The 13,566-nt window shown below is 67.1% G+C and carries 14 protein-coding genes and 1 tRNA gene; 10 read left to right on the top strand and 5 right to left on the bottom strand.

Features of this window, described 5'->3' with window-relative positions; translation table 11 throughout:
• Window positions 1–160: 160 nt before the first annotated feature.
• The gene (locus ABZX92_RS14615; protein ID WP_355558382.1) at window positions 161–1,141 is read left to right on the top strand and encodes a cation diffusion facilitator family transporter; all 981 of its coding nucleotides are present in this window, start codon (window positions 161–163) and stop codon (window positions 1,139–1,141) included.
• Here ABZX92_RS14615 and dcd read toward each other — a convergent pair.
• The gene (gene dcd / locus ABZX92_RS14610; protein WP_045312007.1) at window positions 1,138–1,719 is read right to left on the bottom strand and encodes a dCTP deaminase; all 582 of its coding nucleotides are present in this window, start codon (window positions 1,717–1,719) and stop codon (window positions 1,138–1,140) included. The two genes, ABZX92_RS14615 and dcd, sit on opposite strands and share 4 nt — an antisense overlap.
• A gap of 72 nt (window positions 1,720–1,791) precedes the next feature.
• On the opposite strand from dcd, the gene ABZX92_RS14605 reads away from it, so the two are divergent.
• Window positions 1,792–1,865 (top strand) — tRNA-Gly (locus ABZX92_RS14605).
• A gap of 430 nt (window positions 1,866–2,295) precedes the next feature.
• On the opposite strand, the gene ABZX92_RS14600 is transcribed toward ABZX92_RS14605, so the two are convergent.
• The gene (locus ABZX92_RS14600; protein WP_355558467.1) at window positions 2,296–2,739 is read right to left on the bottom strand and encodes a MarR family transcriptional regulator; all 444 of its coding nucleotides are present in this window, start codon (window positions 2,737–2,739) and stop codon (window positions 2,296–2,298) included.
• 109 nt (window positions 2,740–2,848) lie between these two features.
• Between ABZX92_RS14600 and ABZX92_RS14595 the strand changes: the two genes are divergently transcribed.
• The 4 genes from ABZX92_RS14595 (at window position 2,849) to ABZX92_RS14580 (ending at window position 6,652) form a co-directional block, all read left to right on the top strand.
• A complete protein-coding gene (locus ABZX92_RS14595; protein WP_355558379.1) occupies window positions 2,849–3,832 on the top strand; it encodes an aldo/keto reductase in 984 nt (327 codons plus the stop codon).
• A 318-nt stretch (window positions 3,833–4,150) separates the two neighbouring features.
• Complete coding sequence (locus ABZX92_RS14590) at window positions 4,151–4,519, top strand: roadblock/LC7 domain-containing protein (protein WP_045312010.1); 369 nt, start codon at window positions 4,151–4,153, stop codon at window positions 4,517–4,519.
• Window positions 4,520–4,651: 132 nt separating this feature from the next.
• Complete coding sequence (locus tag ABZX92_RS14585; protein WP_355558374.1) at window positions 4,652–5,023, top strand: hypothetical protein; 372 nt, start codon at window positions 4,652–4,654, stop codon at window positions 5,021–5,023.
• 228 nt (window positions 5,024–5,251) lie between these two features.
• Window positions 5,252–6,652 carry a hypothetical protein gene (locus tag ABZX92_RS14580; protein WP_355558372.1) on the top strand — a complete coding sequence of 467 codons (1,401 nt, stop codon included), beginning with the start codon at window positions 5,252–5,254 and terminating at the stop codon, window positions 6,650–6,652.
• Here ABZX92_RS14580 and ABZX92_RS14575 read toward each other — a convergent pair.
• Window positions 6,649–7,065, bottom strand: a complete 417-nt coding sequence (locus ABZX92_RS14575; RefSeq protein ID WP_355558369.1) for a hypothetical protein — start codon at window positions 7,063–7,065, stop codon at window positions 6,649–6,651. The genes ABZX92_RS14580 and ABZX92_RS14575 overlap by 4 nt on opposite strands.
• A gap of 92 nt (window positions 7,066–7,157) precedes the next feature.
• Here ABZX92_RS14575 and ABZX92_RS14570 point away from each other — a divergent pair, with 92 nt between their 5' ends.
• A complete protein-coding gene (locus tag ABZX92_RS14570; RefSeq protein ID WP_355558366.1) occupies window positions 7,158–7,526 on the top strand; it encodes a hypothetical protein in 369 nt (122 codons plus the stop codon).
• Here the strand turns inward: ABZX92_RS14570 and ABZX92_RS14565 are convergent.
• Entirely contained in the window at window positions 7,516–9,027 is a 1,512-nt protein-coding gene (locus ABZX92_RS14565) for a sodium:solute symporter family protein (protein WP_355558363.1), read from the bottom strand. The genes ABZX92_RS14570 and ABZX92_RS14565 overlap by 11 nt on opposite strands.
• A 242-nt stretch (window positions 9,028–9,269) precedes the next feature.
• Here ABZX92_RS14565 and ABZX92_RS14560 point away from each other — a divergent pair, with 242 nt between their 5' ends.
• The gene (locus tag ABZX92_RS14560; RefSeq protein ID WP_355558360.1) at window positions 9,270–9,908 is read left to right on the top strand and encodes a response regulator transcription factor; all 639 of its coding nucleotides are present in this window, start codon (window positions 9,270–9,272) and stop codon (window positions 9,906–9,908) included.
• Here the strand turns inward: ABZX92_RS14560 and ABZX92_RS14555 are convergent.
• Entirely contained in the window at window positions 9,870–10,448 is a 579-nt protein-coding gene (locus tag ABZX92_RS14555; RefSeq protein WP_355558357.1) for a helix-turn-helix domain-containing protein, read from the bottom strand. The genes ABZX92_RS14560 and ABZX92_RS14555 overlap by 39 nt on opposite strands.
• A gap of 83 nt (window positions 10,449–10,531) precedes the next feature.
• On the opposite strand from ABZX92_RS14555, the gene ABZX92_RS14550 reads away from it, so the two are divergent.
• Both ABZX92_RS14550 and ABZX92_RS14545 read left to right on the top strand, forming a co-directional pair.
• Window positions 10,532–11,566, top strand: a complete 1,035-nt coding sequence (locus ABZX92_RS14550) for an NAD(P)/FAD-dependent oxidoreductase (RefSeq protein ID WP_355558354.1) — start codon at window positions 10,532–10,534, stop codon at window positions 11,564–11,566.
• A gap of 151 nt (window positions 11,567–11,717) precedes the next feature.
• Window positions 11,718–13,550 carry an acyl-CoA dehydrogenase gene (locus tag ABZX92_RS14545; protein WP_355558351.1) on the top strand — a complete coding sequence of 611 codons (1,833 nt, stop codon included), beginning with the start codon at window positions 11,718–11,720 and terminating at the stop codon, window positions 13,548–13,550.
• Window positions 13,551–13,566: the final 16 nt, after the last annotated feature.

Below are 13,566 nucleotides of genomic sequence, written 5' to 3'. Positions count from 1 at the left end.
ACATTTGAGTGGATTTCCCTGCCGCTCCCCAGCGGCCGGTCGCCTGTAGAGTCGTTCGAGGGGCAGATGCGGTTGCGCCCGAGATCCAACCGTGATTTTCGCCGGTCAACGCCCCCTGTCAGCGCTGTGGGCCGGTGGGGCGAGGCCTAGAGTGATCGCCATGAGCGAGAAGCCTTCGGACTCGGGCGAAAGCACACTCACCGTCGTCCTGGCCCTGCTGGTGAATCTGGCGATCGCGGTCATGAAGGCCGTCGCGGGCGTTTTGACCGGTTCGGCGGCAATCCTCTCCGAGGCCGCGCACTCGGTGGCCGACACGTTCACCGAGGCGCTTCTGCTCACGGCGCTGCGCCGCTCGGACCGCCCGGCCGACCGCCGGCACCCGTTCGGCTACGGCAAGGAGCGCTACTTCTGGTCGCTGCTGGCGGCCGTCTCGATCTTCGCCTCGGGCGCGATGTTCGCGTTCTACGAGGGTTTCCGCACGGTCTTCGGCGAGTCGGAGGAGCAGACCAGGCCGCTGGTCGGCTACATCGTGCTGGGGCTGGCGTTCGTGTTGGAGTCGATCTCGTGGACGCAGGCGTTCCGGCAGGTTCGCTCGGAAGCCGAGACGCACGGGAAGGGCTTCTGGAGGTTCCTGCGCGAGTCGGACGACCCGACCGTGAAAACGGTCTTCCTGGAGGACTCCGCCGCCCTCATCGGCCTGACCCTGGCCTTCGCCGGCGTGGGCCTGCACCAGCTGACCGGCTCGGCGCTGTGGGACGGCCTCGCGTCACTGGCGATCGGCGTGCTGCTGGCCCTGGTGGCGTACATCCTCGCGCGCACCAACCGCGGCCTGCTGATCGGCCGGCAGGCGGACCCGTCGATGGTGAAGGCGATCTGGCGCCGCCTCGCCGAGGTGCCCGAGGTCGACGCCGTCGTGGACATCCTGACGATGCTGATCGGCACCGACCGCGTCCTGCTGTGCGCCCGTCTGGACTTCGACGACTCGTTGGGCGCCAACGAACTGGAGCACGCCTGCGTGCGGATCTCCGCGGAACTGCGCGCGGAGTTCAGCGACCTCGACGAGATCTTCCTCGAACCGGTGCCGCGCACCGATCCCGATCTCCGGCGCCGCGTGCTCGAACGGTACGGCGACCTGAGCTAGCGGCGCGTGTCGGTGCGATGGAAGTTGAGGTAGGCGCGGCTCGGCGTCGGCCCGCGCTGCCCCTGGTACCGGCTGCCGGCCTGCTTCGAGCCGTACGGGTGCTCCGCCGGGCTCGACAGCTTGAACAGGCACAGCTGGCCGATCTTCATGCCGGGGTGCAGCGTGATCGGCAGGTTCGCCACGTTGGACAGCTCCAGCGTGATGTGGCCGGAGAAACCGGGGTCGATGAAGCCCGCCGTGGAGTGGGTGAGCAGCCCCAGTCGGCCGAGGCTGGACTTGCCCTCGAGCCGCCCCGCCAGGTCGTCCGGCAGCGTCACCATCTCGTACGTCGACCCGAGCACGAACTCGCCGGGGTGCAGCACGAACGGCTCGCCGTCCGCCGTCTCGACCAGGCTCGTCAGCTCGTCCTGCTGCATCGCCGGGTCGATGTGCGTGTACTTGGTGTTGTTGAAGACCCGGAAGAACCGGTCCAGTCGTACGTCGATGCTCGACGGCTGAACCATCTCGACGTCGAACGGGTCGAGCAGCAGACGGCCCGACTCGACCTCTTTGCGCAGATCCTGGTCACTCAGCAGCACCCGGACAGGCTAACCGAGACCTCGGCATGAGGCGTTGCCGCGCTGTGTATGATCGCCTACGAGCTTGAACTTGCGGGTGTAGTTCATTGGTAGAACGACAGCTTCCCAAGCTGTAGAGGCGGGTTCGATTCCCGTCACCCGCTCCACTCGAAGGCCCTCCTCGTGAGGGCCTTCGGCATTTCCGGGACGCCCAGAAGCAAGGCCGGATCTGCCACCTTCGCCGAGCTCTACAACACCTACCTCGGCGAAGACTCGGTCGACGTCGAGCCGACACCCGTGGTCTGCCGGGCCGCTGATCGACGAAGCCAGCGGGCCGGTCATCTACTTCGCCATGCGCTACAGCATGGCGGACGAGGTGTCCGCGCAGGCCGCCGCGATGGCCGCGGATCGAGGGCTGGTGTGCTTCGACCCGCAGCTCGACCAGCTCCGGCCCGCTGCGACCGAGCGGTAGGTCGCGAGCCATGACCAGTGCATCTGGTGCGTGACACAACCGCGCAATCCACGTGCAATTGGGCCCTGGCCAAGCTGTAGAGGCGGGTTCGATTCCCGTCACCCGCTCCACATCGAGGGCCCAGGTCACACCGACTTGGGCCCGCGTTCGTCTGAGCCGGCCATCAGCCGGAGCAGGTCGCGCAGGGCGTGGCGCTGGTCCGCGTCGAGGTCGGCGAGAGGGTTGCGGGCGAAGCGCAGGCGCTCGCGGAGGTCCTTCGCCATCACCGCGCCGTCGTCCGTCGTCACGAGGAGCTTGACCCGCCGGTCGTTCGGATCGGCCTGCCGCTCGACGAGGCCGCGAGCCTGCAGGCGGTCCACCACTCCGGTCAGGTTGGACGGCTCGGCACCGAGGCGCTCGGCCATGCGCCGCATGGGCAGCGGGGCCTCGTCCAGGATCAGCAGGACCTTCACCTGCTGCGCCGTGAGGCCGTGGTGGGCCGCCGCCGAGTCGTACTCGCGGGTGTAGCGGTCGGTGATCAGCGCGAAGAGCTTGATCACCTCCGAGGACAGGGGGTCATCCGCAGACATCACGCACTGGAGCCTACGTGAACTAGTTAACAATAACAATGGTTGACCATGATGGTTATGCACTATAAGTTTTTCCCTGCAACGACCACTTCGACCAGGAGTCCTCACGATGAAGCAGCGCGCAATGGGCACCAACGGACCCGCCGTCTCCGCCGTCGGCCTCGGCCTGATGGGCATGTCCGAGTTCTACGGAGCCACCAACGACACCGACTCCATCGCCACCATCCACCGCGCTCTCGACCTGGGCGTGAACCTGCTCGACACCGCCGACGTCTACGGCGCCGGCCACAACGAGCAGCTGCTCGGCCGTGCCCTCGCCGGCCGCCGCCGCGACGAGGCCGTGGTCGCCACCAAGTTCGGCTCGCGGATCCACGAAGGCAGCTTCACCGTCGACTCCAGCCCGCGGTACGCCAAGGAGGCCGTCGAGGCCTCGCTCGCCCGGCTCGGCCTCGACCACATCGACGTCTACTACCTGCACCGGCGCGACCCGGAGGTGCCGATCGAGGACACCGTCGGGGCGCTGGCCGAACTCGTCGCCGCGGGCAAGATCCGCCACATCGGCCTGTCCGAGGTCAACGCCGACACGCTCCGTCGCGCGCACGCCGTGCACCCCGTCGCCGCGTTGCAGAGCGAGTACTCGCTGTGGGAACGAGGCCTCGAGGCGAAGATCCTGCCCACCGCCCGCGAGCTCGGGATCGCGGTGGTTCCGTACTCGCCGGTCGGCCGCGGGTTCCTCTCCGGCGCGATCAAGGACGTCAGCGAGCTCGCCGCGGACGACTACCGCCGGCACGACCCCCGGTTCCAGGGCGAGAACCTGCGCCAGAACCTGCTTCTGGCCGACCGGGTGCGCGCCGTGGCCGCCGAGGCCGGTGTCACGCCCACCCAGCTCGCACTGGCCTGGCTGCTGCACCAGGGCGACGACATCGTCCCCATCCCCGGCACCAAGCGCGTGAGCTACCTGGAGGAGAACGCGGCGGCCGCCGACATCGAGCTCACCGCGGACCAGCTCGCCGAGATCGAGGCAGCGCTTCCGCCCGGCGCGGCGGCCGGTCTTCGCTATCCCGAACAGCTCATGGACCGTGTCGACAACTGAGGCAGGCATGATCCATGCATCGGAAATGAAAATTCATCTGCGTGAATTGGAATCGTTCACTCGATCAGGTGACGCTTGCCCGGGACAGACGGTTTCGACAGGTAAGAAGTAACCCTCCCGATCGCTCTTTCGATGAAGACGGAGTGCTCGATTGACCGATCGGCCCCGCCTGATATCCGCCTGGTCAGCCCGAATTAACCCTGCGTGACTTTCGCGCATTGTCGGCAACTCCAGGCGGACTGTTTCACCTGCGCGACCGTTGGAGGTGGGATGTTAGTCCTGAGCGGCACGACCTTTCCCATTCAGGAATGGAGTGAGTTGGACTTCGACGCCCTGAGCGCCGAGATGCGGAAGCTCCGCGAGAACGTCGCCGGAGTGACCGACACGGTGATAGCCGCGGCCGACGGAATCCCGATCGTCGCCGACGTCGCGAAGAACCTCGACGCCGCGCACATCTCCGCGCTGGCCGCCAGCGACCTCGGCATCGCCCGCCAGGCAGCGGAGATGAACGGCCTTGGCGCGCTCAGCCAGACCGTGGTGTTCGGCAGCGAGGGGTACATGGCCGTGTACGCCATCGGCCGGCTGTCGCTGCTGGTCGTGCTCGGAGACAGGGGCATGAACCTCGGCCGGCTCCTGCACGAGTCCCGGCCCGTGATCGAACGAGTCGGCGCGATTCTGGCCGCCTAACCGATGACGACGCTCGGTTCATTCTTCACAACCACGATTTCTTCCGCATGGAGGCGTGTCCGCATGCCGTCGAGACACCGGAAAGCGGCCACGTCGTCTCAACCACCAGTCGACCCAGGGAAGTGGATTCTGATGAACATCGATATCGCGTTGAAAGAGGCCATGTCCATCTCCGGCGCGGTCGGTGTCGCGCTGGTCGACTACGACAGCGGCATGTCGCTCGGCACCAGCGGCGGAGGTGACTGGCTGAACCTGGAGATCGCGGCGGCCGGGAACACCGAAGTCATCCGGTCGAAACTCCGGGTGATGGCGGCGCTCGGCCTCAACGACAGCATCGAGGACATCCTGATCACGCTGCACCGCCAGTACCACCTGATCCGGTTGATGAGCGGCGTGAAATCCAGAGGGTCGCTCTTCCTGTACCTGGTGCTGGAAAGAGAGGCGGCGAACCTCGCGATGGCGCGGCACCAGCTCAAGCGCATCGAGTCCGACCTGCAGGTGTAGACCAGCACAGCAGGAGCCTCCTGGCCACGAGCGCGGGGCCAGGGAGCCGCTGCGACCGAACCCGGTGCGTGTCCGCGGGCACACACCGGGTTCGGCTGTTGGGCCCACTCCGGGCGTTTGGGTGAACTGCGCCCGATGTCCGTCACGATTGCATTACACGCCGAAACACCCCAGCAGGTGCTCGCGACGGTGGGTTACACCGCTCGAACACTCCCGGGAGGGGAGCACATGAGCACCGACACCGCAGAAACCGCCGTTCAGCCGCTGGAGGTCACGCCGAACACCGGCGCACCGACGGCGGTCAGCCGCTACTGGCATCTGGGGGACCGGGACTGGCTTTCCGTGCCAGCGCACGGAAACCAGCCGACGGCGGCTCAGCTCGCTTCGTTCGGGTACCAGGCCGCCACGGCTCCGCAGTTCTACGCGAGCTTGGTCGGCAACGCCGGCATGGTGGCCAACTACCGCTGGTGGCATCCCGCCGACAAGGACTGGGTCGACGTGCCCGCCGGGTCGATCTCGGATGCCCAGATGACCGCCAACGGCTACATCAACAAGACGTTCCAGTACTTCGCCTACCCGACGCAGGTGGCGGGAACCGTGGCGATCAACCGGTGGTGGCATCCGGGGGACCGGGACTGGCTGACGTTGCGCCAGGGGGAGATCAGCGACGCGCAGATGACGTCGTACGGGTACCAGAACAAGACGTTCCTGTTCTTCGCCTTCCCCGAGCGCACGCAGAGCTCGCAGATCGGCTACTTCACGCTCGGCACGCCGCAGAAGTCGGTGCTGAGCCCGGCGCCGTGGAGTGAGTCGGGCGACCACCCGCACACGTTCAGCGTGCTGGAGGTGAACCCCACGATGTCGCCCACGATCAACCAGGGCTTCCGGTACCTGGGCTACTACGGGCACCACAACTGCTCGGGTATCGGCATCGCACGGACCAACGACCTCAACAGCGCCGCGTGGACGCAGGCGGCCACCGGGTTGTTCACCAACAGCGGCGAGCGATGGGCGAGCGCGCTGAAGAACCCCGACAACACCATCGGCATCGTGCACAACGTCTTCTACTGCGGAGGCAACCCGGACGGCGGCCGTTATTACATCGTCGGCCACAAGAGCACCGACGGGTTGAACGGCACCGCGTTCACAACGCGCGTGCCGATCGTCAAGGAACAGACGGTGGAGAACGGGAATCCCACGTTGTTCCGCGATCCGGCCGACGGCACGGTGTACCTGTACTGGTTCCGCAACCTTCCTGGCCAGTTCCAGATCCGGGTGAAAAGCGCGGCGAGCTTCGACGCCCTGCTCGCCACCGATCCGGCCGACATCGGCACGCTCATCGCGTTCTCGCCGGAGGTCGTGGCCTCGCCGCAGGTCATGAAGGTCGGCAACGTGTACTACCTGGCGGTGGAGACCCGGGAGCAGAGCGTCTGGAAGACGAGGGTTCTCACGTCGACCAGCCCGACCGGGCCGTTCTTCGAGCTCGCCGACGGGCCTGTGTACGGCAACAACTCTGCCTGCGTGTTCCAGCACGTCTTCGGCACGACGCTGCACACCTGGTACGGCAACGAGGGCGCTCCGAACACCGAGAACTGGACCTTGGACCACGTCTCGGCGCCACTCACCTAGTCGACCGGCAGGCCCCAGGGGCGGCGGTCCAGCTCCACCCAGCCGCCGCCCTGGGCCAGCGCAGCGCGCACACCCGCCACGTGGTCCGCGAACGAGGCGAGGTCGCCGTGCAGCAGTTCGGCACGTTCGACGTCCAACGGGTGCGTGTCGTCGTGCCAGAGGTCGACCGGGAACGACGCCACGAACGACATGGACTGCAGCAACTGCAAGAGAGCCACCGACGGCTGGGCGGACTCGGCGAGGTACGAAAGCCGGATGTCCTCGCACGCCGCCAGCAGGTCGCGGACCTGGCGGATGGCGTCGGCGGGGGTGCCGTCCCAGGACGGGTCCGGGTAGACGCGGTCGCTCAGCTCCAGCCACAGCCGCCAGCCCGCGGCCAGTTCGGCGTCATCTGCAGGAAACCACGTACCCATGCCATCCACTGTGCATGCGGCACCGAGCAGGAGTCTCGTGACGATGACGCACGCCACGGCAACCATCGAGTGATGTGTGCGTCTTGAAGCGCATGACGCAGATGTGGCAAGGGCGAACCGTGCTGCTGAGTCTCGTGGTGGGCCTCGCGACCGGCGTGCTGCTGGCCGTGCTGGCCGTGCCGGCGCTCAAGTACGAGATCGCCGACCACGCCAACCTCGCCACCCGGATCCTGGCCTACGGCTTCCTGCTCGTGCCGATCGCCGTGTTCACGGTCCTCAAGAGCCCGTTCCCGGTCACGCACACGACCGGGCTGGTGGCCGGTGCGACCGCGGTGCTCGCGACGACGGCGCAGACGTACACCGGCACGCCCGTGCCCTACATGTGGCTCGCGGCGGCGACCCTGTTCGGGTGCGCCGCCGCGAGGATCATGAAGAACGAACGGGTTACCGCTACGCCGTGACCTTCTCCGGCTCGTCGGAGGCGTCCGAGTTGAGCGAGTCGAGCAGGATGTCGCGCTCGGTCGACGGCTCCTTCTTCAGGAAGCCGATCGACAGGTAGAGCACCAGCGACAGCAGCAGCGGCCACGAGACCAGAATGCCCTTGGTCACCCAGGCGGCCTTGTTCATCTGCTCGATGTACAGGAACGCCCACATGCCCAGGCCGCCGATCACCGAGGCCATCGCCGCCGTCGAACCGATCTTGCGGAACCACGGCAGGAGGCCGAGCATCAGCGGGATCGCGATCGGGCCCATCGTGGCGGCGACCAGGTCGACCACCACCTTGAGCACGAAGCCCTGGCCTCCCGAGGCGATCGCGATGATCATGCTGGCGCCGATGAAGGTGAACGTCGTGACGCGGGCCAGCAGCAGCTGGTTGTCCGCGGTGAACGTCTTCACCTTCTTCCAGATGTGGGGCAGCATGTCGCGGTTGATGACGGCGGCGATGACGTTCGCGTCCGACGACACCATGGCCATGGTGTGCGAGAAGAAGCCCGCCAGGACCAGGCCGATCATGCCCGCGGGCAGCATCTGCTTGCCCATCTCGATGTACGCGTTCTCCGCCTGCGCTCCCTGCAGGCCCGGCACGATCAGCGGTGCCGCCCACATCGGGAAGAACAGGACGAGCGGCCACACGAGCCACAGCGCGGACGACAGCAGCGCAGAACGCTTGGCCGCGAAGCCGGACGGCGCGGCCATGTAGCGCTGCGCCAGGTTCCACATGCCGCCGTTGTACTCGAGCGTCTTGATCAGGAAGAGCGCCATGAGGAACGTCGACGTGTACGGGCCGGCCAGCGGGTCGCTGTGGCTCTCCGGGAGCTTGTCCCAGATCGTCGCGGGGAAGTCCCAGCCGAGGCGACCGGCGACGGCGAAGAACATCGCGAAGCCCGCGGCCGCCTGGATGACGAACTGGCCGAAGTCGGTGAGCGCGTCGGCCCAGAGGCCACCGAGCACGGAGTAGACCATCGTGACCAGGCCGATGATGATGATGCCCCAGGTGATCGGGACACCCGCGAAACCACGCAGCAGGATCGAGACGGCCGCCCACTTGGCGGCGATGTCGACGACCTTGAGCAACGCACCCGCATACGCCATCACCTGCTGGGTGGGCAGGTTGTAGCGCTTGGCCAGGTATTCGAGCGGCGACTTGACGTCGTGCTTCGCCCGCAACCGGTTCCAGCGCGGCGCGAAGAGGAACGCACCGATGCCGACACCGATGCCGATGGTCAGCGACCACCACACGTAGACCGTGAGGCCGAGCCGATACGCCTCGGAGGCGAACGCGACGAACATGACCGCGCTGTAGCCCGACATGTGGTGCGAGATGCCGGACAACCACCACGGCATCTTGCCGCCTGCCGTGAAGAAGTCGGCGATGTTGTGGACCCGCCCGCGTGACCAGAGCCCGATCGCGACCATCACGAAGAAATAGCCGACGACCACGACCCAATCGAGGGTGCCCATGTGACCTCCTTGCGTGCACACACGTGTGCCCGCGAGAGCACCAGGCCTCATGGCGGCGGAACCTGGCACATCCGCACGGGATATGTGACGTAGGTCTTACGAGACTGTTGCCCCGTGATGGAAGACCTTCGGCGGTCTTGAATCACATTCGTGACCCTTGTTCACCCACGTGAACCTGCTATTCCGCGTCACACGTCCAGGGGAACCACGTCTCACCTCCAGAAGCACGAACGGAGGTGTTGATGCTCCCGCCCAGCCGGCCTGCCCCCGGTGTCGCGCTGATCGACCCCGTGCCGCTGTACCGCGAAGGCCTGTCCGCACTGGTCAAGCGGACCGCCGGCCTGCGCTGGCTCGGCTCGACGGGCGATCTGCACGCCGCCGTTCGCCTGCACGAACGACTGCGCCCGGACGTGCTGCTCGTCGACTCCGTGCTCGACCCGGTGGGCCACCTGGCCCGGCTGCTGGTCGAACGCGACCCGCGTCTGCTCGTCATCGGCCTGGTCCGCGATGCTCACTCGCACGCGAACTACGTGACGACCGCGTTAGAAGCAGGAGTCCGCGGCGTCGTGCCCCGGTCCGCCCAGCCCGAGCAGATCGTCCGGGTCATCGCCGAGACCTGCCGATCACGCGGCTATGTGCACCCCGACCTGCGCCCGCGCGAACGGCCGACGCTCAGCCGGCGCGAGTACGAGGTGCTCACGCTCATCGCGGACGGCCTGGAGAACCAGCAGGTCGCGGACGAGCTCATCGTGTCCGTGGAGACCGTGCGCACCCACGTGAAGGGCATCCTCCGCAAGCTGAGCGCGCGCGACCGGACGCACGCGGTCTCGCTCGCCTACCGATCAGGCCTGCTGATCGGCCGCCCAGCCGTGCTCGAGTAACCCGAAGACCTCGTCGGCCGCCCGCTCGCGGTCCGGCTGATCGAAGATCACGTCGCGCGCCTCCAGGGCGAAACGGGCCAGCGCGGCGCACCTGACGTCGCCCTCCGGCGCACCGATGTCCGCCGCGATCACGCGCGCCAGCGCCTCCTGATGGCGCATCCACATCCGGTGCCCGTATGCGCGCAACGCCGGCGTCGTCCGCACCAACCGCTGGAAGTCGACGAACAGCGGGTGGTCCGCATGTCCCTTGGCCGCGGCCACGAAGTGGTCCCGCAGCGCCTGCGGGATCGACTTGCCCGCCGGACGGCCGCGCACCGCGTCGAGCAGGGCGGCCTCCTGCTCCTCGTCCTCGTCGAAGAGCAGCGACTCCTTGCTCGGGAAGTGCTTGAACAGCGTCGTAACCGACACGTCCGCGCGGTCGGCGATCTCCTTCACACCCACGTCGTCGAACCCGCGCGCCATGAACAGCTCCAGCGCCGCGTCGGCGATCGACTGACGGGTCTGCAGCTTCTTGCGCTCACGGCGGCCGAGTTCGGTCACGACCAGGATCCTACCGTGCGAGTTGAGCCACTTCAAAAGTGTAGTCATTGCACTTTTGAAGTGGATACGGTTTCATCGATGACATGACCACACCACGCATCGCCATCGCAGGGGCCGGACTCGGCGGCCTCACCTGTGCCCGCGTTCTCCAGCTGAACGGCTTCGAGAACGTCACCGTCTTCGAGCGCGAAAGCTCGCCGGAGGCCCGCCAGCAGGGCGGCACGATCGACCTGCACGCCGACAGCGGCCAGGAGGCCATCCGCGCCGCCGGACTGTTCGACGAGTGGCGCGCGCTCGCCCGGTTCGAGGGCCAGGAGCAGCGCAAGGTCGACCCCTTCACGGCCGAGCTGATCGAGCACGAACCGCCGGAGGGCGACTTCCGCCCGGAGATCGATCGCGGCCAGCTCCGCCGGCTCCTGCTCGACTCACTCGCACCTGGAACTGTCAGCTGGGGTCTGGGCATCAACTCGGCCGAACCCGGCGAGATCACGTTCCTGGACGGCTCGACCGCCGGGTTCGACCTGGTCATCGGCGCGGACGGCGCCTGGTCACGGGTTCGCCGGATCCTGTCCGGCGCGACCCCGCGGTACACCGGCGTGATGTTCGTCGAGACGCGCCACGACAACGACCGGCAGCTGCTCGACCTGACCGGCCAGGGCACGATGGTGGCCGACGAGCCCGGCCTGATGCTGTGGGCCCAGCGCAACAGCGGCAATCACATTCGCGCGTACGCGTGCATGCGCGCGCGTGAGGATTGGAAGCCCTCCAACGCCGAACTGCTGGAGCTGTACGCGGACTGGCATCCGTCGCTCCGGAGGTTCTTCGCGGGCGAGCTGATCCACCGGCCGTTGTACGCACTGCCCGTACCCCACACGTGGGAACACACGCCGGGCGTAACGCTGCTCGGCGACGCGGCCCACCTGATGCCGCCGCTGGGTGTCGGCGCGAACCTCGCGATGGAGGACGCGGCCGACCTGGCACTCGCGATCGTCCGCGACGGTGTCCGAGAGGGTGTGCGGACCTACGAATCTGTCATGTTGCCGCGTGCGATCGACGCACAGGAGCGCACGAACGCGGGACTGCTGGACATGGTTCCCGATCGCCCGATACGCGTCTGACCGGCTCTCATGCCCGATTCAGGTCACTGGGAGGACTGTCTACTTCGCCACCAGTGGGTGGTCGCCCTTGCCGGGGTTACTGTCGAGTAATACTCTGTTGTTACCGGTCAGTAGGCGACCCCGCCGCGACCCTGAGGAGTGAGCTGACGAGATGGGCCACTACAAGAGCAACGTCCGGGATCTCGAATTCAACCTGTTCGAGGTCTTCAACGTGCAGGACCACCTCGGCAAGGGGCCGTTCGAGCAGTCCGACGAGGACACCGCGCGCGGCGTTCTGGCCGAGATGAAGACGCTGGCGGAGGGTCCCCTCGCGGACTCGTTCGCCGACGCCGACCGCAACCCGCCGAAGTACGACCCGACGACCTTCTCGGCGACCCTGCCGGAGTCGCTGAAGAAGTCGTACCAGGCGATCTGGGACGGCGAGTGGTACCGCATGTTCCTGCCCGAGGCGCTGGGCGGCTTCGGCACGCCGCCGTCGGTCGCCTGGGCCGCGTCCGAGATGATCCTCGGCGCCAACCCGCCGATCTACATGTACCTGGCGGGCCCGAGCTTCGCGACTGTCGTCTACAACAACGGCACCGAGCGCGACCAGCACTGGGCTCAGATCATGATCGACCGCGGCTGGGGCGCCACGATGGTGCTGACCGAGCCGGACGCCGGTTCGGACGTCGGCGCCGGTCGCACCAAGGCCATCAAGCAGGACGACGGCTCCTGGCACATCGAGGGCGTGAAGCGCTTCATCACGTCCGGTGACCAGGACCTCACCGAGAACATCATGCACATGGTGCTGGCGCGTCCCGAGGGCGAGGGCATCGAGGCCAAGGCGGGCACCAAGGGCCTGTCGCTGTTCCTCGTGCCGAAGTTCCACTTCGACCCGCAGACCGGTGAGCTGGGCGAGCGCAACGGCGCCTTCGTGACCAACGTCGAGCACAAGATGGGCATCAAGGCGTCCACCACGTGCGAGCTGACGTTCGGCCAGCACGGCGTCCCCGCCAAGGGCTGGCTGCTCGGCGAGGTGCACGACGGCATCGCGCAGATGTTCGACGTCATCGAGTACGCCCGGATGATGGTCGGCACCAAGGCCATCGCGACGCTGTCGACCGGCTACCTGAACGCGCTGTCCTACGCCAAGGAGCGCGTCCAGTCCGCCGACCTCACCCGCATGACGGACAAGACCGCCCCGCGCGTCACCATCACCAACCACCCGGACGTGCGCCGCAGCCTGATGCTGCAGAAGGCGTACGCCGAGGGCCTGCGCGCGGTGTACCTGTACACCGCGACGTTCCAGGACAAGGTGATGCTCGGCGGCGACGACGCCAAGCTCGCGGCCCAGGTCAACGACCTGCTGCTGCCGATCGTCAAGGGCGTCGGCTCGGAGCGCGCGTACGAGCAGCTGGCGCAGTCGCTGCAGACCCTGGGCGGCTCGGGCTTCCTGCAGGAATACCCGATCGAGCAGTACATCCGCGACTCGAAGATCGACTCGCTGTACGAGGGCACCACGGCCATCCAGTCGCTGGACTTCTTCTTCCGGAAGATCATCCGCGACAAGGGCCAGGCGCTCGCGTTCATCAACGGCGAGATCCAGTCCTTCCTCGACAACGAGGGCGGCAACGGTCGCCTGAAGGAGGAGCGCGCGCTGCTCAAGCAGGGTCTCGAGGACCTGCAGGGCATGCTCGGCTCGCTGGTCGGCTTCCTGACCTCGTCGCAGGAGGACGTCCGCAACCTCTACAAGGTCGGCCAGAACTCGGTCCGCCTGCTGATGACCGCGGGTGACGTGCTCGTCGGCTGGCTGCTGCTGCGCCAGGCCGAGGTCGCGCTGCAGAAGCTCGATGGCGCCTCCGCGAAGGACAAGTCCTTCTACGAGGGCAAGATCGCCGTGGCGTCGTTCTTCGCGAAGAACGTGCTGCCGGAGCTCACCGCCCGCCGCAAGATCGCGGAGTCCACGGACAACGCGCTGATGGACATCGACGAGAGCGCCTTCTAGGACTCGCTCTTCTCGA

Source organism: Lentzea sp. NPDC006480, from assembly GCF_040611995.1.
Taxonomy (GTDB): Bacteria; Actinomycetota; Actinomycetes; order Mycobacteriales; family Pseudonocardiaceae; genus Lentzea.
Note: the sequence above shows the minus strand (reverse complement) of the source record. Positions and strands in the feature narration are given on the sequence as shown.